This window comes from Streptomyces antimicrobicus (genome assembly GCF_020532625.1).
Taxonomy (GTDB): Bacteria; Actinomycetota; Actinomycetes; order Streptomycetales; family Streptomycetaceae; genus Streptomyces; species Streptomyces antimicrobicus.
In genome coordinates this window covers 1-22740 of the sequence record NZ_JAJAUY010000021.1, presented here as the reverse complement: position 1 = coordinate 22740, position 22740 = coordinate 1, and the positions used below count along the sequence as shown (strand labels likewise).

Annotated in this window: 10 protein-coding genes and 1 riboswitch; of the genes, 2 read left to right on the top strand and 8 right to left on the bottom strand. The window is 69.8% G+C overall.

Annotated features, from left to right (window positions below):
• Positions 1 to 6: 6 nt before the first annotated feature.
• On the bottom strand, positions 7 to 6972 hold the full coding sequence (locus LG632_RS08285; RefSeq protein WP_226726205.1) for a polymorphic toxin-type HINT domain-containing protein: 6966 nt from the start codon (positions 6970 to 6972) through the stop codon (positions 7 to 9).
• A 1135-nt stretch (positions 6973 to 8107) separates the two neighbouring features.
• Here LG632_RS08285 and LG632_RS30500 point away from each other — a divergent pair.
• Positions 8108 to 12373 (top strand): FG-GAP-like repeat-containing protein, encoded by a 4266-nt coding sequence (locus LG632_RS30500; protein WP_226726204.1) that lies wholly within the window; start codon positions 8108 to 8110, stop codon positions 12371 to 12373.
• Between the two features lie 386 nt (positions 12374 to 12759).
• Here LG632_RS30500 and wsfD read toward each other — a convergent pair whose 3' ends face one another.
• The 4 genes from wsfD to LG632_RS08260 form a co-directional block, all read right to left on the bottom strand.
• Positions 12760 to 14331, bottom strand: coding sequence for a glycan biosynthesis hexose transferase WsfD (gene wsfD / locus LG632_RS08275; protein ID WP_226726203.1), 1572 nt, complete (start codon positions 14329 to 14331; stop codon positions 12760 to 12762).
• A 740-nt stretch (positions 14332 to 15071) separates the two neighbouring features.
• Entirely contained in the window at positions 15072 to 16265 is a 1194-nt protein-coding gene (locus tag LG632_RS08270) for an MBL fold metallo-hydrolase (protein WP_226726202.1), read from the bottom strand.
• A 182-nt stretch (positions 16266 to 16447) separates the two neighbouring features.
• Positions 16448 to 17248, bottom strand: coding sequence for an SGNH/GDSL hydrolase family protein (locus LG632_RS08265; RefSeq protein WP_226726238.1), 801 nt, complete (start codon positions 17246 to 17248; stop codon positions 16448 to 16450).
• A 191-nt stretch (positions 17249 to 17439) separates the two neighbouring features.
• Positions 17440 to 18504: a M23 family metallopeptidase gene (locus LG632_RS08260; RefSeq protein ID WP_226726201.1), complete on the bottom strand. Its 1065-nt coding sequence runs from the start codon at positions 18502 to 18504 to the stop codon at positions 17440 to 17442.
• Between the two features lie 4 nt (positions 18505 to 18508).
• Positions 18509 to 18674, bottom strand: a riboswitch (cyclic di-AMP (ydaO/yuaA leader).
• 311 nt (positions 18675 to 18985) lie between these two features.
• Here LG632_RS08260 and LG632_RS08255 point away from each other — a divergent pair.
• Entirely contained in the window at positions 18986 to 19792 is an 807-nt protein-coding gene (locus LG632_RS08255; RefSeq protein WP_226726200.1) for a tyrosine-protein phosphatase, read from the top strand.
• A 31-nt stretch (positions 19793 to 19823) separates the two neighbouring features.
• On the opposite strand, the gene LG632_RS08250 is transcribed toward LG632_RS08255, so the two are convergent.
• The 3 genes from LG632_RS08250 to LG632_RS08240 form a co-directional block, all read right to left on the bottom strand.
• A complete protein-coding gene (locus LG632_RS08250; protein WP_226726199.1) occupies positions 19824 to 21206 on the bottom strand; it encodes an aspartate aminotransferase family protein in 1383 nt (460 codons plus the stop codon).
• Positions 21203 to 22231 (bottom strand): adenosyl-hopene transferase HpnH, encoded by a 1029-nt coding sequence (gene hpnH / locus LG632_RS08245; RefSeq protein WP_226726198.1) that lies wholly within the window; start codon positions 22229 to 22231, stop codon positions 21203 to 21205. Before hpnH ends, LG632_RS08250 begins: the two co-directional genes overlap by 4 nt.
• A 5-nt stretch (positions 22232 to 22236) precedes the next feature.
• Positions 22237 to 22740, bottom strand: a 504-nt coding sequence (locus tag LG632_RS08240; RefSeq protein ID WP_226726197.1) for a phosphorylase family protein, incomplete at its 5' end; no start/stop codon positions are given.

Below are 22740 nucleotides of genomic sequence, written 5' to 3'. Positions count from 1 at the left end.
ATCCGTCTAGCCTCCAGTGGCCCAGAAGATCGTGAATGGCGAGTTCTGTGCGGCATGACCACGTATCCCCGCACCTCCCACTGTTATCCCCCGAGTATTCAGCATGGGCAAACAGATGGAAACGCAGAAGTTTCTTGATGCCGCACCAAACACGGCATGCTCGTTGGGTCCCAAACTGTTGAGAATCCCTTCCTCTGCATGCCCGGCAGCCTGCACGAACTCCTCCCCCGGCCGCAACGTCCAGCCGGACGGCATAGCACCACCTCCATTGATTCCAATGCGGGTGGTGAACGCCTTCGTTTTGGAATTAAAGACACCGATTACTGCTGTAGTGCCCTTCACGTCCGCCATGAAGTAGTCATTACGCGAGGCCTGCAATTCTTCCGCACGGCCAAGTGCGAGCATTGCATCGTCTTCAGTCGCAACCCCTGGGCCACAGTTGTGAACCAGGACCGGCGTAGCCCCCGCCAGCACATAGTACGTGTGGATGCCGGTGACCGTCAGGTTGTAGACGGTCGCCTGTTGCGTCCAGCGCTTGACGGCGGTCACCTGGACACGCGTGCCGGCGCCGGTCTGGAGCCAGTCGCCCGTGGCGAGGTCGGTTGCCTTGACCCACTTGTGGAGTTCGGGGACCCAGAACGGGTGGCCGTCGGTGGCCGTGATCTTGGCCGTGGCTTCGCCGTCGGGGCCGTCAAGGTCGATGGTGACCTCGACGAGGTTCTTTTCGCCCTGGCCGACGATGGTTGCCGCGACTTCCTTCACCGCGGTTTCGCCGGATTCGGGGTCGGTGGCCAGGACCTTGTCACCGGTCTTGACGTCTTGGACGGCCTTCGTCGAGCCGTCGGCCATCAGCACCGGTGTGTCGGAGGTGAAGCTGTTGCGAGTCTTGCAGGACGTCGCAGGGGCGTCCAGGTCGCCACCGCTGCCGCCTGAGTCGGTGCTCCTTGAGGCGGGTGCTTCTACCTCGTCGGCCTTTCTGGCTGCTGAGGCGTCGGCGTCGGCTTGGCGTTGCCAGGCGGCGAGGTCGTCGTTGTACTTCGCCATCGCCTTGGCCTCGTCGTCCGCTCTGCCGAGCGTCTTGGTGGCCCAGACGACGTCGTCCGCCCACCGCTTGAACATCTTGCCGGCGCGGTACAGGGCCTCTGCGAAGCGCTTGCCCTTGCCGAGGATGCCGAGGGCTTGTTCCGCGAGGAGCCAGCCGCAGGTCTTGAGGTTGCCTCCGATGCAGTCGGCGATGTCGTCGTAGCCGGTGATGCCCTTGAAGACCTCCTTGGCGATGGACAGGGCGATGTCGGCCTTGCTCTGCGCCTTGAGCTTCTTCGCCCGCTCCACGTCCTGCGCCGAAACGGTGGTCTTGGGCTTGGACGGCGCCGGGGCGCCTCCTCCGCCGAAGAGGTGGGAAGCGTTGCGTTCGACGTTCCTGGCCTGCTCGTACCGGGGGTCGTCCGGGCCGGTGATGATGATCATTCCGGCCAGGCCGGAGTAGTCCTGGAACGTGACCGGGTTGTTCAGGGCGTACGCGTACGGGTTCATGGTCTGCGACTCGGCCGGGTTCATCAGCGGGTCGACCGAGATGAACCGGCCGATGGCCGGGTCGTACTCGCGCGCTCCGAGATGGATCAGGCCGGTGGAGTCGTCGACCGTGCCGCCGGCGAAGCCCTTCTCGCCGGGCCACAGGGACGGCTTCTGGCCGCGGACCTCGCCGAACGGGGTGAACTTGCGTCGGGTGACCTGCTGGGTGGCGGCGTCGACCGAGGTCGTCGCGGTGCCGTTGGTGTCGCTGATCTGGTAGGAGGTCGTGACCTTCCCGCCCTCGGCGATGCGCGTCATCGCGGCGCCGTTCGGGCCGGCGTAGTAGCGCGTGCCCTTCACCGCCCCGGTGGCCTTGGCCACGTGGATCTCGGTGCCCGGCAGGTAGAGCGTGGTGCCGGTGGGGTCGCGGCGGATGAGCCGGTTGCCCTGGGCGTCGTAGAGGAACTCGGTGTCCTTCGCCTCCGGTGTACCCGCCTTGCCGGTCACCTTCTTCAGGCGGCCCTCGACGTCCCAGTCGAGCGTCTGGGTGTCGCCGAAGACGGTGCGCTGAACGGTGTTGCCGGACGCGTCGTAGGCGTAGCTCTCGGTGCGGGTGCCCTCGGGCCCCTTCGTGTCGACCTTGAGCAGCTGCTTCTTCGCCGGTCCGCCGGTGGCGTAGGCGTGAGTGCGGGTGACGTTCTTGGTCAGGTCACCGGCGGGGTCGTGCTTGGTCTCCGAGGTGCGGTTGCCCACCGCGTCGAAGGTGTAGGAGTGCCAGTAGGCGTCCGGGCCCCCGACCTTGGGTGCGGAGCCCGGTCCGGCGGCGCCCGGCTTGAGGGCGCAGTCGTCGGTCGCCGACCATGCGTCGGTCATCCGGCGCAGGTAGTCGTAGGCGTAGCACTGGGTGTCGGTCGCTCCGACCGATCCGTTCTGCTTGTCGGTGACCTTCAGCAGGTTGCCGGCTGGATCGTACTGGAAGCTGGCGTCGCTGATCTGGCTGTAGCCGGTGGTGCCGGTCTGCTGGGTGACGTAGGAGCGGGTGGGTCGGCGGGTCTGCTCGTCGAATTCGAAGCTGGAGACGATCTGCTTGCCCGCGTCGCCGACGTAGGTCCGCAGGAGGTCGCCGAGCGGTGTGAACTCGGAGTTGGTGAGGAAGGCCCGGCCGTTGACCGCGGACTGCTGTGCCTGGTCGAGGCCGTTGTAGCCGATGCTGACGCGGTCGGCGGGGAGTCCGGCGGCGGCCGGGTGCAGGACGGACGTCTGCAGGCCGACCGTCTTGCTGTAGGTGCTGCTGTAGGCGTAGGTGCCGGCGAGCTTCCCTTCGTTCGCGGGGATGGTCACCTTGCTGCCGAGCGGACGGTATTCCGCGTCGTAACCGGTGACTGCCTGGGTGTAGGCGTTGCCCTGCTCGTCGTACCGGGTGGAGGCGACGGGCAGGCCGAGGGCCCCGGGCAGGGTGTCGTAGGTCTGCTCGGTGAGCTTGCGCCCTTGCAGGGAGCCTTCGTGGGTCGCCGTGCTGCGGCCGAGGGCGTCGTAGGCGAAGGCGACGGTCTTGCCCCGCGCGTCGGTGACCGTCTGGATGCGGTCGCCGATGTCGTAGGTCGTACGGGTGGTGCCCTTGTCGGGGTCGTTGACCTCGGTGGGGCGCCCACGCATGTCGTACTTGTAGGACCAGACGCTCCCGCTCTGGTCGGTGACGGAGTCCAGCTGGCCCTTGGGCGTGTACGCGTACTTGGTGCTGTGCGCGACCGGGCCGGTCGGGCCTTCGCCGGCGAACTGCAGGAGTTCGGTCTTACGACCCTGGGCGTCCAGGAGCGCCTTGGTGGGGGTGTCGCCCTTGGGCGGGTCGACGGCGACCCAGTCACCGCCGTAGGAGGTGGTGGTGCGCCAGGTCTCCTGGCCGTTCTTGCGGGCGATGGTGGCCGCGGGGCGGCCCATTCCGTCGTACTCGGTGACCGTGGACGAGGGGATCTTGCTTTCGACCGGCAGCCACATCTGGTTGGACGGGGCCTGGTCGTTGAAGTAGGCGCCGTTCTGCATCCAGACCTGGCCGCGGCTGTCGTAGAACGTGTCGGTGATGACACGGCCCTTGTCGAGTGCCTGCTGCTGCGTCTGGCGCAGGCGCAGGGAGCCGTCGTACAGGTCGTAGCGGGTGCGGTAGTTGCCGCTCTCCAGGAGGTACTTGTTGGTGATGACGACGGGTGCGTCCGGCGAGCCGGGGCGGATGTCGTAGGTGAACTCCGCGTCCGGGGTCGTCGTCGCGGGGTCGCGGTCCGGGGACCAGGCCTTGATCAGCCGCCCGAGTGCGTCGTACCGCATGACGGTGCGCCGCTTGTTGGCGTCCTCCTGGGCCAGGGGAAGGCCGCGGCCCGGGTCTATCTCGTCGGTACGGGTGTGTCCCAGGGGGTTGGTGGTGGTGATCTTGGTGACGACGGCACCGGATGCCGGGGTGTACTCGGCCCGGGTGGTCTTGCCGTAGACGTCGGTGGTCGAGGTGGTCCGGCCGTACACGTCGTGCGTGCTGGTGCCGGTCAGGACGTACTTGGGCGTGGTGCCCTCGTAGGATGCGAGGCTTTCGCCCTTGACCACGTTGCCGACCTCGTCGTATTCGACCTTGATGTCGGAGGCGACGTGGGTGGGGCGCAGGGCTCCGCCGTCACAGGGGACGGTGAGCTTCTCGATCCGGCTCTGGAGGGCGAACATCCACTTCGCCGGGTCGTCCTTGTACTCGTAGCGGGTACAGGAGTCGTCCGCGAGGGTCGCGAGGTCACCGCGGTCGGTGGTCTGCGAGATCCGTCCACGGTCGTCGAAGGTGTGCTCGACGGCGGTGCGGCGCTGGCCGCGGCCGTCGGAGAGGACGGTCCGGGAGGAGACCTTGGCGACCGCGACGGTCCAGGCCTCCAAAGGTGCCGCGCCGTCGGCGCGCTTGCGGGTGGCGGTAGGTCCTCTGGCCTGCGGGGTGCTGACGGAGGCCGACTCGAGGGCCTGGCCTTCGCCGAGGTAGTACAGGGTCTCGCGGATCTGGCCGGCGAACTGCTCGCGGTCCTCGATCTCGCCGCCCTCGGAGTCCTTCACCTTCACCGAACGCTTGCCGGTGGGCTGGGAGGGATCCTTGTCGCCGTCCATTCCCCGGAAGTAAAGGGTGTCGACCTGCGAGCGCTTGTCCGGCGCGGAGCCGACCAGCGTGCGGACGCGGTCGTAGCCGCGCCACTGGGACCAGGTGCGCGCCTTCTCCGCGAGCTGCTCGGTTTCGTTGTCGTAGGCCCAGGCCGGCGTGCCGAGGTACTGGTAGTTGGTCTCCTTGGTCGGGGAGATCCCGTTCGGGTTCTCCTCACGGACCTGGTCGACCCGGTGCTTGTGGAACCAGTCGGTGAAGTAGAGCTTCTTCTCACCGTTCGGGTCCGTCGGGTCGGGGACCTCCTTGATCACCGGGTAGCAGCGCAGTGTGTTGCTCTCCGGGGACGAGGGGAGGTTCTTCGGCTCGGTCGTGCTGCACTCGGTCGGGGCGTACTTGACCGCGATGGCGGCTCCGGTTTCGGTGCGGATCCGCTCGACGCGCCAGCGCAGGAACGGCGGGCTGCCGTCCTCGTTGTTGTCGACCCGGTTGGGCAGCTGGACGCCGTCGAAGACGACCGGGGGCATGCTGACGGGCGTGCCGCCGTTCTTGCCGGTGCGCTGGATCTGGGCCAGCCACATCGGGTACTCCAGCGCCACACCACCGTCGCCGGTGGAGCGGAAGTCCTGGGTGAGGGTCCAGGTGTCGACCGGCTCGTGGGCGCTGCCCTTGAGGACGCTGGTGGTGATGTCCTTGAGCATCTTGCGGCTGAAGAAGGCCGGGGTGAACCGGTCCTTGCAGTCCTTGCCGGCGTCGCAGATCAGGTCGGCGGGGACGTCCGGCCAGTGCTGGGCGACCTCCCACTGTGCTCCGTCGGCGAGCTTGCCCGGGGCGCAGTCGAAGTTGGCGTCGGGGATGCAGCGCTCGGTGACGGTGAAGTCGACCTTCGCAGGAGCCGCGGTGAAGAGGTTGTCGGAGCGAAGGCCGTAGTCGATGCGCTGGAGCCAGCCGGAGCGGTCGTAGCCGCGGGGGGTGGACTTGCCGTCGTCCTGGACGTTGGAGCCGTAGAAGTTGCGCTCCTTGGCGTACCAGTACGTCATCGCGTTGCCGCGGGGGTCCACCACGTAGTCGAGGTTCCAGCGCCAGGCCTGGTCGCACACGGACGAGGCGTAGGAGCTCTGGTAGCACTCCTCGCCCGGGTGGTTGCCGTAGACGGGCACGGTCCAGGTGGAGTTGGTCTCCGGCTTGCCCGACGCCCAGCCGGGCAGCCGGTTGAGGCCGAAGTAGTACTGGATGCCCTGGACGGTGGTGACCCGCCAGTGCTGGCCGCCGGTGTCACCGTTGGTGGCACCGTCGAGGAGCTCGATGCGGGAGCCGTCGTCCTGCGCGGGCCGCCAGGTCTTCTTGTTCGGGTCCGCGTCGTCCAGCACCAGCTGGGAGGACGCGCCGTTGAGCGACCACGTGACCATGGGGGCGCCTTGGCAGAGGTCCCCGGTGGCCTGCTTCGGGTTGTTGAACCCGGAGCCGACCTTCTTGTCGTTGGCACAGGGAACGAAGGTGCGTTCGATGAAGTTCGAACCGCCCGACAGGTCCCAGCCCTCGCCGGCCCAGGACGACTGACCGGAGGAGGCCGAAGTCCGGCCGTCAACGCTGGCCGAGGAGTAGCCGAGCGCCAGGGACGGCGCCGGGCCGCCGAGGGCACTGGGGATCTCGATCGGGTAGGACCAGGAGAAGTCACCGGAGGAGCCGCCGCCCTGCCACGAACCTGTGGCGCTCAGCGGTGTCGCGGTGAAGCTGCCGTTGCTTCCCGCCGCGCCCGCCGTCGCGGCGAGCACCATCGGAGCTGCCGCGGTGGCGGTCCGGGCGGTCGCCCCGGACGGGGCCGCGAGAGTGGCGGTGACGGTGCCGGCCGCGGCGTCGTTCTTCGATGCCAGCGGAGTGCGGGTGCGGCACTGGGCCTTGTCCGGAGTGGACAGGGCACAGGCGGGGAGGGCGACCAGGTTCAGCCGCGAGCCCCAGTCGCCGCCGAAGGCGTTGCGGAACTTCGTGTAGTCGAGCTGGACCGACAGCGGGGCCGTGGCAGCCGCCTTGCTGTCGGGCTGCACCGCCAGGACGACGCCGTCGATGCCGAGTGCGGCGGCGGTTTCCTTGCCCTTGACCTCGACCTTGGCGGAGACCGACGGCTGCGGGGCGTCGGCCGTGCCCGGCTTGCGCGCGCTCACGGCCTCGGAAGACAGTCGCACGGGCAAGGAGCCCGCCGCCACAGGAGGCGCCTGGACGGCGAACATGCCGGTGGGGCTGGCGTTCCTGGCGAGTGGAGCGTTGCTTTCCGCGGGTATGGAGACCTTGGCGGTGGCCGCCTTCGGCCACTCGACGGGCGGGGCACCCTTCCAGGAACGCTTCACGGAAGGCTGCTTGGGCTTCGCGTCCTTGTCGGACAGCCTTTTTCCGGGAACGCTCGCCAGGCGCTGGGTTCCTGGGAGTTCTGCGGCCTCAGCGGTTCCCGCTACTACGGGAAGCCCGGACAGGAGGAGTGCGCTAATCGCGGCCGTGGCGGTCAGCCCAGGCCGAAACAGCGGTGTACCCCCCGATGGTCTCCGCTTGCGCCGCCTTCCCCATAGGGAGAGCGAACTTTGCAGACCCACCTTACCTCCTTTTTACAGCTGAAATGACGTCGGGTATTAGTACCAGAGCGCACCGATGCGCGATCATCCAGGGCGTATGAGCCATCGACGCGGGCAACTGACGTCCCCGTCGGCACCCATATGCCGCGAGACGGACACACGGCAGGTTGGGGGAACCTCGCCATCCGACGGCAGGAACCTGCCACGCCGCTGACGCCGTCCCAGGCACGACCAGAGGAAAGCAGTGAAGAGAACAGGGATGCCTTGCCGGAGCGGCGGGCGCCATCGCCTCAGAGCCGTCTCGGCGGTCATATCGGCAGCCATGGCGGTCGGCGCCATCGGCGTCTTGCCTGCTGCCGCGGCGCCAGTCGCCGGATCGACCGAGGTGGGAGCCGACGGCAGGCCCCTCGGCGAGAGGCAGGCCAGGGAGACCGCCGACGCCAAGGAGCGCGCACGTAAATCCGGCAAACGGGTCGAAGTGACCAGTCGGCGCAGTGAAACGGATGAGTTCTACGCCAATCCGGACGGGTCCATGACGCTGGAGCGGGCGCTGGCACCGGTCAGGGTCAACAAGGGCGGGAAGCTTCTTCCCGTCGACACCGGACTCGCCGCTGACGGCAAGGGTCGCTTGTCACCGAAGGTGTCGCGCCTCGACGTCTCCTTCTCCAACGGCGGAACCACGCCTCTGGCGATCCTGAAGGAGAACGGTCGCCAGATCGAGCTGAGTTGGCCCGGGGTCTTGTCGGCACCCCGGGTTTCGGGAAACACCGCCACCTATGCCGATGTCCTTCCCGGTGTCGATCTCGCCGTAAAAGCGACTGCGGATTCTTTCAGCCACTCTCTCGTCGTCAAAAGCCCTGAAGCTGCAAAGAATCCGGCACTGTCCGAGGTGAAATTCGGCCTCAAGGGATCCGGCGTGAGCCTCAAGGTGGAGACCGACGGCCGACTGCGTGCCGTCGATCCGTCCGGCAGGTCCGTCTTCTCCACCCCCGAGCCGCGCATGTGGGACTCCGGCACCTCCCAGACACCTGCTTCCGCGCCGTCGGCCGACGGCACCAGCCCGAAGACCGCGGCCCGCTCGGCTCCAGCCGCCCAGGCAGCGGCGGCCGGCACCGCCGCCGAGCCGCGGCCGCTGCCCGACGTGCTCACCGGAGCCACCGAAGGAGCCAAGCAGGCAGACCTCGGTGTCGAGTTGCGGGGTCAGACGCTGGCGCTGAAGACCGACGCAGCGCTGCTGTCGGCACCGGACACCGTGTTCCCTGTCGTCATCGACCCGACCTGGGCCCCGGACGCGGCCAAGAACGCATGGTCCCTGGCCTACAAGCACACCGCAATCGCCGGAAGCGCGGACACGGTGTACTGGAACGGCGGCACGAACAACGAGTTCGCCCGTGTCGGCGTCGCCAAGGACTCCAAGCTCGGCGGCACGGTCTGGGCCAACACCTACTTCCGTATCGGCACCGGCAACCTGCAGGGGAAGCAGATCCTGAAGTCGGAGATGCGGATCAAGCAGGTCCACGCCGGCTCGTGGTCCTGCAACTCCGGTGATGTCGAGCTGTTCGACATCGGACGGGACCTTCCCGGCAACATCACGTGGAACAGGCAGCCCGCCAACCTGGGCTCCGTCGACCGCTCCGGTCAGTCCTTCGGCGGGCGCAACTGCCCCAACAGCACCGATGGACTGGTCGAGTTCGACGTCCTGCCCGCCGTGAGCAAGGCCGCGGCGAACGGCTGGGGCAGCTGGTCGTTCGGCCTGCGCTCGATCTCCAACACCGTGGACGTCTCCTGGCGCAAGTTCGACCCGAACTCCGCCCGCGTCTCCACCCAGTACAACACCACGCCCGGCAAGCCCTCCGAGCTCGGTACCAATCCGTCCGTGCCCTGCACGGGCGGCGTGTTCGGCCTCACCAGCCAGGTTGCGCTGCGTGCGCGCGTCGACGACGCGGAGGACAACAACCTCACCGTCCACTTCCGGTACGGCAAGGTGGGCACCAGCGAGGTGAACTGGGCCACCGAGAACGCGTCCCGAGGAAGCATCGCCACCACCCGTATCGATGCGAGCAAGCTCGACGGTGAGTACTGGTGGAAGGTCCACACCAACGACGGCATGGCCGACAGCCAAGAGTCCGACACGTGCCGCTTCACCATCGACAAGTCCCGGCCTTCGGAGCTGCCGTCCGTCACCTCCGCCGAGTTCCCGGAGGCCGGCAGCGGCAAGCCCAGTCAGCCGGCCCGTACCACCGGTACCTTCGTCTTCGGCTCGAACGGCGTTGCTGACGTCACCGGCTACATCTGGTGGACCGATCAGGACGCCGCCCCGCGCAACGTGCGTGCCACCTCCACCGGGGGTCCGTCGGAGCCCGTGACGTTCAAGCCGTTGAGCGCCGGTCCGCAGTACCTGTACGTCCGCAGTGTCGACGCCGCCGGCAACCAGTCCGACCAGTACGCCTACCTCTTCCAGCCCGACCGGACCCCCGGCCCGGACAAGCCCGGCGACCTCAACGGCGACGGCACCGTGGACCTGTGGGCCGTCGAACCCGGCACAGGAGTACTGCGCACCTACCCCTGGCAGAAGGACACCAGCGGGGTGGGCGCCCTCGGCGCGGGCATCCCCGCCGCCCAGACTTCCTTCGCCACCGCCGTCCTCACGCACCGCGGCAGCTGGAACGTCGAAGACGGCTACGAAGACCTCCTCGCGCTGAGCCCCAGCGCCGACGACCCGCAGAAGAGGGAACTCTGGGTCCACAAGAACGACGGCTCCGGCCGCCTGCTCGGCGATTCCGGCCGCTACGAGCTCAACGTCTGGATGGAGGAGAACCGCCACTGGTCCAACGCCGACCAGATCCTGTCCGTCGCCAGCACCAATGACGACAACATGGACGGGGTGCTGAACGACGCCGACGACCCTGATCTCCTCGTCCGCAGCGGCAGCGAACTCTGGCTGTACTACGGCACCCGCGCCGACCGCTACCTGGACAACCTGGGCGCTCCCGTCCTGCTCGGCAACGCCGACTGGCAGAACATGAGCCTCTCCGTCCCCGGGGACCTCAACGGCGACGGCCTGTCGGAACTGTGGGCCCGCGACAGGGCCACCGGGAAGGTCCACCAGTACACCAGCCGCAAGGCCACCGACCAGTGGGGCGCTGTCAGCGCCGACCTCGCCGTCTATGCCGATGCCGCTCCCCGCACGACCTCGATCGGAAGCATCCCTGCCGGGACCTACCCGCTGCCCCAGAGCAACGGCGACTTCGAGGGTGACGGCTACGCCGACCTCTACGCCGCCAGCACGGAGGGGCTGCTGTACGAGTTCCCCGGCCAGGCCCTGCAGGGCGGCTCCGTCTTCGGTGCGCCGCGTCTGCTCACCAAGATCGGCACCCCCTGGAAGGAGTGCGAGACGTTCGAGGCCCAGCACACCGGCGGCAAGCGTTCCCTGTGCGGCCCCGTCCTGGCCAAGTTCAAGGCCCTCGGCGGCCTGAACTTCGGTCAGCCCACCTCGGACGTCCTCACTGCCCCGGACGGCACCGGCCGGTACATCCACCTCAAGAACGCCGGCGGCTCCGAGGACCGCTCGATCTACTGGACCCCGGACACCGGCGCCTGGTCCATCCAGGGCGGTATCCGGGACAAGTGGTCGTCGATGATGCGTGAGTCCGGAGTTCTGGGCTACCCCACCTCCGACGAGCAGCGCACGCCTGACGGCGGCGGCTTCTTCAGCACCTTCAGCAAGAACGGCTCCGCCGGGGCGATCTACTGGAACGGCGAGGTCGGTGCCCACCCGGTGCGCGGCTGGATCTACGGCTCGTACCTCAAGCACGGCGGCCTGACCCGCTTCGGGTACCCCTCCGGCAGTGAGAATCCGACCAGCCCGAAGACCGGCGAGTGGCAGGGCTTCCGCTTCCGCGGGTCCACTGCCGACAACACGACGATCTTCTCCAGCGGTGCCACCGGTGCATGGCCGGTGTCCAACGCGAACCGTGACAAGTACGCCGCCGAGGGGTGGGAGAACAGCTGGCTCGGCTTCCCGAAGTCTGCCGAGTACAACGCCGGCGCCGCCTACATCCGGTCCGACTTCGAGAACGGCTACATCAAGTGGAACCGGTACAGCTACACCACCACCTCGCACAAGCCCGACGACGGCACCACGCACCTGCGCACCGACCTGGGCGGTGACGTCAACGGTGACGGCCGCAGCGACCTGATCACCGCCTACAACTACGGCAACAGCACCACCGGCCTGCACGTCTTCGACGCCAAGCCTGACGGTGGCCTGTCCGAACCCCGCGACGCCTGGCACAGCCCCGCTTGGGCCTTCGACTACTCCCGGGCCAAGTGGGCGGCCGGTGACTTCAACGGAGACAAGCGGACCGACGTCGCGGCCCTCTACAACCAGCCTGACGGCAGGATCACCATCCACACCTTCGAAGCCACCCCGGACGGCGCCTTCAAGCAGCCCGTCCAGGCAGCCGGCGTCCCGGCCGGAACGTGGGCGTGGGACAGGTCCACCCTGCTCGCCGGCGACTTCAACGGGGACAAGCGTGCCGACCTCGCCGTCGTCCACGACCACGGGAACGGAGTCACCGCCACCACCACCTACACCAGCAAGTCCGACGGCTCACTGAACGCCGGGCTGGACAGCTGGCGCTCCGCCAGCGGCTGGTACTCCGCATCCGCGCAGTACAACGTGACCGACGTCAACGGCGACGGCCGCGCCGACATCGCCGCTGTCTACTTCAACGGCACGACGGAGACGGCCATGCACACCCTGCTGGCCAAGCCGGACGGCGGCTTCAACCCGCCGGCCAAGTCGTGGTCGGCCGCCGCCACCGCCTGGCAGTCCGCCCGTATCGAGTCCACCGCGGGCGACTACAACGGTGACGGCTACGGCGACATCGTCATCGTCTACGACTACAGCGGCGCCACCGGCACCCACACCTTCACCGGCAAGGCGGACGGCGGCTTCAACGCCCCCCTGCGCAGCTGGAAGTCCGGCGACGGCAACTGGTGGGCCACCAGCAGCGGCGCCCCGATCTCCGGGGACACCGACGCCGACGGCCGCGCCGACATCCTCATGATGTACAACTACGCCGCCGGCTCCACCCGCGCCTTCACCCTCACAGCCCGCCCTGACGGCGGCTTCGACGGCGTCCGCGCATCCTGGTACGCGGCGCCCGGCATCTGGTAAGGCCGCACGTCCGCTCAAAACACGGGGCCCCGTCCGCCACCTCATCGGTGGCGGACGGGGCCTTACTGCAGCAGCGAGCGCTGTCCGCGACCACTTCGTCGGCCGCCGGCAGTGCCCGCTCCGCAGTCACAGCATCCAGGACGTCGAAGCGCCCTGGGTGGTCTGCTCCCGGATCCAGGACGTCTCCTGATCAGTGACTGGTGGGGGCGGAACCGGCAGGCCGCCGCGACCGTCGTGATGGCGTCGACGAAGCGTAGCTCCAGCTGGGTGGGTAGCTCCGCGGGATCGCAATGAGGAAAGACGCTGCCTAGGACACATCCCTAGACAGCGTCTGCCGGGGTCCGGCTGTCAACCACCTCACGGCAGGCGGACCGCGGAGGGCCTCGTCAGGACTTGGCCGACCCCACAAGGGCCGCGCGGTCGCTCCTCGCCCTCGTCTCCGGCTCGGCTTCCTCCTCCGTCGCCGACGATGCAGCGGCGGGGGTGCACAGCACGGTGGCGGCCGCCAGGACGAAGGACAGGCCTGTGGCGAAGATCCCGAAGATCAGGTGCTTGGTGTTCTCGATCGCCTCACCGTACATGGCGGTGACGAACTGGGTCAGTGTGGCCCCGCCGAGGCAGATCATCATGGCCACGAAGGCACGACGGTGCGGGTTGTCCTGGCCGCGGCGCAGCCACCAGGCCCCGGCAACCGCGAGGGCGAGCTGGAGGCCGAGCACCCAGCCGCCACCGAGGGTCCGCAGGAATCCGGTGTAAAGGGCCAGCCGGTGCTCCTGGGTGCCGGCCGGCTTGCCGGCACTGACCGGGTAGGAGCCCAGGTTGTCCGGCCGGGAGGCGGCGAAGTCGTCCAGCCCGCCGTCGGCGATGCGCAGCGCAACGCCGGGGTGCTTGGCCAAGTAGATGCCGATGTTGGTGTAAGTGATGCGATCCCGGACCTCGGGCCAGCGGGGATCCTTCTGAGGGGCCTTCTCCCCCCACCAGTTCAGACCGGCGTACTGGCCGAAGTCCGCAGGCAGCCCGAGCTCGACAGCGTCCTTGGCCGGATCGGGGCTTTTGCCCATGATCCCGACGAAGATCACTTCGGTCCGGTTGATCTCCTTGAACGCCTCCATCTGGAACACCAGCGTGTGCGTGCCCGCCGCCCCGATCACCAGTGCGGCAGCGAGAGGGAGCACCCGGGCGGAGAACCGGCCGACGAGCCGACCGACCGGCACCTTGGCCCAGAGCAGGAGCGCCAGGAGAGGGACGGCCATGGTCAGGGCCTGCATCTTCGACCCGACAAGGGTGACTGACCCGACAGTGAACAGCAGCAGCCCGCCGAGCCTGGCCCGCGGTGAACCGCCGAGGTGGACCGCACCCGCGGTGGCGAGCAGCAGCCCGGTCAGCCCGGCCAGCTCGCTGAAGGGCGAGGCGGCGTACCCCGCGATCACCGAGTCTCCGACCACCAGGAACAGCGCGGCGCAGACCAGCAGGCGAAGCAGGAGGCGGCCGCGCAGGGCGACGGCGAAGACGGCGAAGGCCACTCCCACCAGGGCGCACCAGAGCAGAGCCTGGGCCCGGAGGTCGATCGCACCCGGGTAACCGAGCAGCTGGCTCAGGGGGCGGGCCAGCATGGGCATCCACTTGCCGCTACCGGGATAGGTATTGTCCGACCTGCATGCGTCCGGCTTGGCCTGGTCATACCGGAAGTTGGCGTAGTCGAACCACCACGAGGAGCCCTTGTCGAGGTGGACGGACGTATCGAGGGCACACATCCGGGACGGACCGTCGCCGTTGTCCGCCATCCCGATCGGGCCGTTGTGGAAGATCCGGACGGCCATCGCCACCGCGGCAGCCAGGCCGACCAACGGGCCGAAAACCCACCACCGCCCGAAGAACCCCGCCAGGCGCGCGAAGGCCGTCGCCGAGCGATGCTCCGGCGCCCCCGCTGTCGATATATACGTCCTCTGCTCACTCACCTGGGCATATTAGGTCATATACCCAATGGGCGATCTCGAGTCGAATGATCTTCGAGGGCAATCGCATTCGGCCGCGCATGCACCAAGGGCCGCCGACGTGGGCAGCGCACGCATCACACCGAAGCCGCCAGGCCCGCCCACCCTCACCCGCGCGAGGCCCGGCCGACGCAGGACAGTGGGACGGTTACAGGGTACCTGCATCGGCGATCCCTGCGGCACAGGGCCAAGAACGACCCCGGACCAGCAGGGAACAGGCAGCCGTGTGGCGGCTTGACTCCTGGGGCCCGACCCGCCGCGATGGTCGTCGTTCGTACTCAACTGAGCGACGCGCTGTGCGCCGTGCTTGAGGAGGAACTGGCCAAGTGCCCGGTCGCGCACGGCTGACCGGACTGGCGATGGACATGGCCCGGATGAAGACCCCCCTGATCGGCCACAGATTCCAGAAGTCGATGACGCTGTCAGGGATCTCACAGTTGCTGCTGTGGTGGCGGCTCAACGCATCCACTCCCGGCTCGTGGCCCTACTCCTCGACGAGCACGCCGCCACCGACGCGGCCCGACGGCCGTACACCCTGACCCGTACGGTCATTCCCGGGCGGGAAGGGAGCGGCACGAAGACTGCACATCTCTTCCGCGGCTCCACTCGATCGGGCCCATCGATGTCACGGACAGCCCGATCCGGCTCCTCAGGGGTCAGATGGCTCCAATAAGTGGAGGCTTGCGTCAGGTCCGCATCCGGCGTCACCGGTCGCCGGCGAGGTCCAGGTCTGCGGCCCGGGCGTCGTGCGAAGCACCGTCCGCCGACGCGGGGCGGCGCCACGGGTGGGCGATCGGAGAGGAGATCGGACGCCACCAAGGCTCCACGGGCAGCGTCCCGGCCGGTTCGAAGGGCTCGCCCGGACGCGGGAGGGCGATCTTCTGGCCCGCCGCTCCGGCGGCGTCCGCGGTCCACTCGGCCGGCTCCGCCCAGGGGTGGAAGGCGAGGTTGAAGGTGCCCCAGTGGATCGGCAGCAGCACCCCGTGCGGCGTGGATCCCTGCAGGTCGAGGTGGGCGCGCAGGCCCTCCTCGGGGGTCATGTGGATGTCCGGCCAGTACTCCGAGTACGCCCCGATCTGGATCATCGTGGCGTCGAAGGGGCCGTGCTGCGCGCCGATGTCCGCGAAGCCGTCGAAGTACCCCGTGTCGCCGCTGTGGAACACGCGGTGACCGCCGCCCTCGACGACCCAGGAGGCCCACAGGGTGTGCTGCTGGTTGCGCAGGCCGCGGCCGCAGAAGTGGCGGGCCGGGGTGGCGGTGAGGGAGAGGCCGGCGACGGTCGTCGACTCGTGCCAGTCGAGCTCGCGCAGCCGGTCCGCGGGGACGCCCCAGCGCTCCAGGTGGGCGCCCACCCCCAGGGGCACCGCGAAGAGGGTGTCCGTACCGGCCAGGGCCTTGATCGTGGGCAGGTCGAGGTGGTCGTAGTGGTCGTGGGAGATCACCACCACGTCGACCGGGCCGAGCGCGGCGAGCGGCACCGGGACGGGGTGCAGGCGCTTGGGTCCGGCGAAGGGGAAGGGGGAGCAGCGCTCGCCCCAGACCGGGTCGAACAGGACGCGCCGGCCGTCGATCTCCACCAGGACGCTGGAGTGCCCCATCCAGGTCAGCCGCAGTCCGGTGGCCGGGGGCCCGGCGATGTCGGCCAGCGTCGTCGGGTGGACCGGGATCGCCGCGGCGGGGGCGCGCCGCCGCCGCTCCTCCTTGCGGAAGTAGAGCGCGGCGAACTCGCGCAGGGAGCCGGACGGCCGTGTCCGTGCCCCGACCGGGTTCTGGAAGACACCGTCGGCGAAGTTCGGCGAGCGGCGGATCCGCTCCAGGCGAGCGCCGGACGGATCCGCTCCGAAGGCTTCGGGCCGCAGCTCACGCAGCCGGGGACGCGAGGGACGGGGGCCGGTCAAGGCGCCTCCTGGGAGGTGGGTGCGGGACGGTTCCTGCGGGTGGGTCGGTACGACGTTCCAACGCGCACCGGGTCCAAAGGATTCCGGGCCGCCCCCGTCGGCGCCGCGCCCGGGCCGCCGGGCCCGCGGCGTCGCCTCGGCGCCGCGCCCGGGCGGCCGGGCCCGCGCCCGGCCGCCCCGCGCTACAGCGGCAGCAGGTCCGGGCGCTTGGCCTCGACGTGGTCGCCGGAGGACTCCCCGCGCAGCCGGCGGCCGATCCACGGCACGAGGTGCTCGCGCGCCCACTGGATGTTGTCCCGGGTGACCTCGGCGGAGCCGCGGGGCTGCTGCGGCGGCCAGGGCTGGTCGGGGTCGGTGGGGACCTCCAGGCCGAGCACCTGGGCGGCCCGCAGCGCGACCCGGGTGTGGCCCTCGGGCGACAGGTGCAGCCGGTCGTCGTCCCAGGCCCGCCGGTCCTGCACGGACTTCAGCGACCACAGGTCGAGCACGGGGCAGTCGTAGCGGTCGGCGATGGCCCGCACGTGCGCCGAGTAGGTGGCGACCTTGCCGCGCAGGTGCTTGAGGACCGGGACGCCCCGGGTGTCGAAGCCCGTGGTGATCATGACCTTGCCGACGGATCCCACGAGGTCGGCGACGGCGGCCTCGTACCGCTCGGCCACGGCGTCGGGGTCACTGCCGGGGCGGATGATGTCGTTGCCGCCGGCGCAGAAGGTCACCAGGTCAGGGGCGAGTTCCTTGGCGCGCGGCACCTGCTCGGCCACGATCTGGTCCAGCAGCCGGCCGCGCACGGCGAGGTTGGCGTAGCGGAAGTCGTGCTCGTCGCGCCGGTCGGCCAGCAGTACGGCGAGCCGGTCGGCCCAGCCGATGAAGACGCCGCCGGGGCCCGGGTCGCCCACGCCCTCGGTGAAGCTGTCGCCGATCGCCGCGTACGAGCCGATCGCGAGCGGGTCGGAGGGGACGGCGGGGGGAAGGGACGTGCTGATCGTCGTTGTCGTCGTCGTCGTAGTTGTCGTCGCTGCCACGGGATCACATCCTTCACCTCGTGACGTGACCTACGCCACCGTAGGAAGGGGTTGACGGACCGTGATCTATACCACCCGGTCAGCCCGGAATAACAGCGCGTGAGGCCAGGACCCCCCTCGGGCCCTGGCCTCACGCGCCCACCCGCCCGGCGTCAGATGCTCACGCCCTTCGAGCGGAGGTAGGCGAGCGGGTCGATGTCGGAGCCGTAGCCGGCACCGGTGCGGATCTCGAAGTGCAGGTGCGGGCCGGTGGAGTTGCCGGTGGAGCCGGAGAGGCCGAGCTGCTGGCCGGCGCTCACGGTCTGGCCCACGGAGACGGAGAGCCGGGAGAGGTGGCCGTACTGGGAGTAGCGGCCGTCGGCGTGCCGGACGACCACCTCGTTGCCGTAGGCGCCGCCCCAGCCGGCGGTGACGACGGTGCCGGCGCCGACGGCCTTGACGGAGGTGCCGGAGGCGGCGATGAAGTCGACGCCGGTGTGGTGGCCGCTGGACCACATGGCCCCGGAGGCCCGGTACGCGGTGGAGATGCCCCCGGAGACCGGGGCCACGAAGCCGGCGCCGGACACGGCGCCGGACTGCGTCGAGCCGCCGGACCGCACGGAGCCGCCGGCCTCGGCGGCCCGCGGCGCCTTGGGCGCGGGCGCCGCGGCCTTGGGCGCGGCCGGGCGGACCGCGCGGTCGGCGGCGCCGGCGGCGGAGGCGGAGCCCGTGCCGTCCGAGGAACGCCCGGACCGGCCCGCCTCCTCGGCTCCGCTCTCCGCCGTGCGGCTCTGCCGCGCGGAGGCCCCGGCCTCCGGCGCGGTGGACGCTCCGGCCGCGGCACCGCCGAGGTGCAGCCGCAGGCCGGGGTGGATCAGGTCGGGGTCGGCGCCGACGGCCTCGCGGTTGTCCGCGTACAGCTGCTCCCAGCCGCCGGCGAGGCCCCGGTCGTGGGCGATCGTGGAGAGGCAGTCGCCGGGGACGACGGTGTAGACGGACGGCGCGGCGGCCGGGGCCGGGGCCGCGAGGGCGGCCGGCACCTGGGCCGGCGCCTGGGCCGCGGCCTGCGGGACGGCGGCGGGCAGGGCGGCCGGGGCGGCGGCCGCGGCCGGGGCCGCCTGGGCGGTCGCGGCGCCCAGGAGCGGCAGGGCCAGCGCCGCGCCCGAGGTGCCGGCGTAGGCGAAGCCGCGGAAGAGCGGGCTGGACTTGGGTCGGCGGTGCTTACCCTTTGCGGCCATGGCGAATTCCTCTCCGGCGCCTGCGAGGTGAGCTGTCGGGTTCGGACTGGAGATGTCCGGCCGCACGTGGACGCGGCTTCACCCCGAGCCGTCCGGAACCGAAGATCCGGATCGGCGGCGTACCTGGTTCCCCCGCTCCTGCCGCACGCATGACTGGTCGAGTGCGTTTCCCGGACGGTCGGCAGGATTGGGCGGTCCGTCCGGATCGATGGCGAACGTAATCCAGCCGAGCCGCGCGGAACAAGCCGTGAATTACCCGCGAGTTTCCCGGAGGTGAGGGATCAACGGAATTACGGTCACCCTCCGTCTATTCGGGCCCGCCAACAGCCGTTCCGGTAAGGCAATTCGAGTTCCGCGATCAGGCACGCACGGTCACCGTATGATCTGAATCACGGGACGGGGGCCGATCTCCCCTCCCCTGGCGGCAAGTTGTGGCCAAGCGTCCTAATTCGGACATCACCGGCGATACGGAGGAGATCCCGTGACCCAGCAGATACCTCAAACCCCGTCGGTGGAGCCGGAGCTGACCGGCGTGCGCAATTTCCGCGACGTCGGCGGACTGCCGACCCTGGACGGCCGCCGGGTCAGTTCGGGACGACTGTTCCGAAGCGGACATCTGGCGCATGCCACCGAAACCGATGCAGAGTTCCTCGCATCGCTCGGGCTGCACACCGTCTTCGACTTCCGCAACGCGGCCGACCACGCCCTGGAGGGTCCCGACGTGGAACTCCCCGGCGTGCGGAACGTGAACATCCCGCTCTCCGACCCGGCGGACGGCAAGGAATTCTGGCGCATGGTGCGCGACGGGAACCTCGACCAGCTGCGCGAGCTGCTCGGCGAGGGCCGGGCCGCGGCCCGGATGGCGCACTCGTACCGGCAGATCATCACCACCCGCACCGCCGAGCACAGCCGGGTCGTGCACGCCCTCGCCGAGGACAGCGTGCCGGCGCTCATGCACTGCGCGGCCGGGAAGGACCGGGCGGGTCTGTCGATCGCGGTCACCCTGCTGGCGCTGCGCGTCGAGCGGGAGGCGATCGTGGCGGACTACCTGGAGTCGAACGCCCCGCACCGCCGCTACCGGGTGCACCGCAGCAGCGACTCCGCCGAGGCCCGCTCCCCCGAGGTCATGGAGTTGCTCGCGCCGCTCTTCGACGCCCGCGCCGAGTACCTGACCGCGGCCTTCGAGGCGCTGGAGGAGACCTGGGGCAGCGTGGAGGCCTACCTGGCCGAGGGCCTCGGGCTCACGCCCGCGACCCTCGACCGGCTCAGGGACCGGCTCCTCGACTGAGCGCCCGCCGGCGCGCGGCCGGCGGGTGGCGTCAGCGGTTGCCGACGGCCTGCTTCACCAGCGTCCGGCCGAACTCCCACATCAGCCCGCCGCCGCCGTGCGCGTCGTCCATGACCGCACGGAAGGCGGTGACGAACCGGTCGACGTCCGCCTCGTCGACGACCAGCGGCGGGATGAGCTTGATCACCTCCAGGTGGTCACCGGAGACCTGGGTGAGGACGCGGTGCTTCTGCAACAGCGGAACCACCACCATCTGGGCGAACAGCCCCTTTCGGGCCGCCTGCAGCATGCTCCACCGGCTGCGCAGCCCCAGCGAGGACGGCCGGCCGAACTCGATGCCGATCATCAGCCCGCGCCCGCGCACCGCGTGCAGCAGCTCGTACTCCCCCACCAGCGCGGCCAGCCGGCCGCGCAGCAGGTCGCCCGTGGCCCGGGCTCGGGCCACGAGCTCCTCGTCCTCCATCACCGACAGCACGGCGAGCCCGGCCGCCATCGCCTGCGCGTTGGAGCCGAAGCTCGCCGAGTGCACCAGCACCCGGTCCATGGACGAGTAGACCTTCTTGAAGATCCAGTCCTTGCCGAGCGTGGCCCCGACCGGCACGTAGCCGCCGGAGAGCGCCTTGGCCACGCACACCAGGTCCGGCTCGACGCCCTCCTCGTGCTGGTACGCGTAGAACGTTCCGGTCCGCCCCAGTCCGGTCTGCACCTCGTCCACGACGAGCAGCGCCTTGTGCCGGTGCAGCAGGTCCTGGGCGGCGCGCAGGAACCCGGGCGGCGCCTCGTGGACGCCCTTGCCCTGGATCGGCTCGACGACGAACGCGGCGACGTCACCGCGCGCCAGCTCCCGCTCCAGCGCCGCGAGGTCGCCGAGCGGGATCCGGGTGTCCGGCAGCAGCGGGCCGAAGCCGTCGCGGAAGCCGCCCTCGCCGTTGACGGACAGGGAGCCGGCGGTCAGCCCGTGGAAGGCGTGGTCGCAGTAGAGGATCCGGGACCGGCCGGTGGCGCACCGGGCGAACTTCAGCGCGGTCTCCACCGCCTCGGTGCCGCTGTTGCCGAAGAAGACCCGGTCCAGGTGCGGGCTGTACGCCAGCAGCCGCTCGGCCAGCAGCCCGGGCAGCGGCGGGCAGTCGAAGCGGGTGAGGTCGGCGAGCTGGGCGTCGAGGACGTCGTGCAGGGCCCGGCGGACGACGGGGTGGTGGCGGCCGAGGCCCATCACGCCGAATCCCGCGAGCATGTCGAGGTAGTTGTTGCCCTCTTCGTCCCAGAAGTGGGCGCCTTCGGCCCGTACGTAGACCTTGTCGAAGCCGAGGGTGTGCAGCATCCGGGGCAGCTGGTGGTTGAGGTGCCGGGTGTGCAGCTCGTAGCGCTCCGCGCCCCGCTCGGCCAGCAGGGCGCGCAGGTCGAAGCCGGTCACGACCTGTCCCGGTTCCCGGAGACGGTCTCGCGGGCCGCTCGCAGCGACTCCTTCAGCGAGCCCATGGTGGCGAGCACGGCGGTGGGTTCGTAGCCGCAGTGCGCCATGCAGTTGGCGCAGCGCGGGTCCTTGCCGCGGCCGTACTTGCTCCAGTCGGTCTCCTCCACGAGTTCGCGGTAGGTGGGCACATAGCCGTCACTCATCAGGTAGCAGGGCCGCTGCCAGCCGAACAGGGAGTAATTCGGAATGGCCCAGGCGGTGCAGGGGAAATCCGCCTTCCCTTCGAGGAAATCGAGGAAGAGCGGCGAATGGTTGAGGCGCCAGCGGCGCCGGTTTCCGCCGGCGAATGCCTTGCGGAACAGTTCGCGGGTCTGTTCGACGCCGAGGAAGTGCTCCTGGTCGGGGGCCTTTTCGTAGGCGTAGGCCGGCGAGATCATCATTTCGTCGACGCGCAGGTCGTCGTTGAGGTAGTTGAGCACCTCGATGACGGTCTGCGGGGTGTCGGTGTTGAAGAAGGTGGAGTTGGTGGTCACCCGGAAGCCGCGCCGCTTGGCCTCCTTGATGGCCGCCACCGCCTCGTCGAACACGCCCTCCTTCGCCACCGACTCGTCGTGGCGCTCGCGCAGGCCGTCGATGTGGACGGCGAACGCGAAGTACGGCGAGGGGGTGAAGTCGGCGATCTTCTTGCGCAGCAGCAGGGCGTTGGTGCACAGGAAGACGTACTTGCGCCGGGCCACCAACTGCCGCACGATCTCGTGGATCTGCGGGTGCATCAGCGGCTCGCCGCCGGCGATGGAGACCATCGGCGCACCCGACTCCAGGACCGCTCCCACCGCCTGCGCGACGGGCATGCGCTGCTTGAGCACCCCGGCGGGGTGCTGGATCTTCCCGCATCCTTCGCACTTCAGGTTGCAGGCGTAGAGCGGCTCCAGCTCGACGATGAGCGGGAACTTGTCGCGCTTGCGGAGCTTCTGTTCGAAGAGATAGGTCCCGACCCTGATGGACTGTCGCAGCGGCATGGCCATCTGGCTCACCTCCTGGGGAGCGGCAAAGAACGGTGCCAGTCATGAAAAGCGGGCAGTACGGCACGCAGTACACGGAAGGCCGATATTCCACCGCGGACCGTACCGATCCGGACGAGCTCGTGCTCCGGGGCGTCCACGATCACCCGGACGGCGGCAACCGGGCGGCGGCCGGCCGTGGCCATCGGGATCCGGGCGGCGGTCCACAAGGTGGCCGCCGACTCCATGTCGACGGCGATCGCCCCGGTGGCGCGCAGGGCGGTGCGCTCGGCTCCGCGCACCACGTGGTCGGCGCCGGTCAGCAGGCCGGTGTGGACGGCCCGGCCGGGCAGGGCGCGGGCGAGCGCCCGCGCGAGCGGCCCCGCGCCGGAACAGGTCACGGTGCCGCGGGGGTCGCGGGTCTCCTCGGCCACCACCAGGTCACCGGGGTGCATGCCGGGCACCAGCCCGGCGCAGAAGCCGGTCGCCACGACGGCGGCCCCGGCCAGGCGCGGGTCGGTCAGGGCCGACGC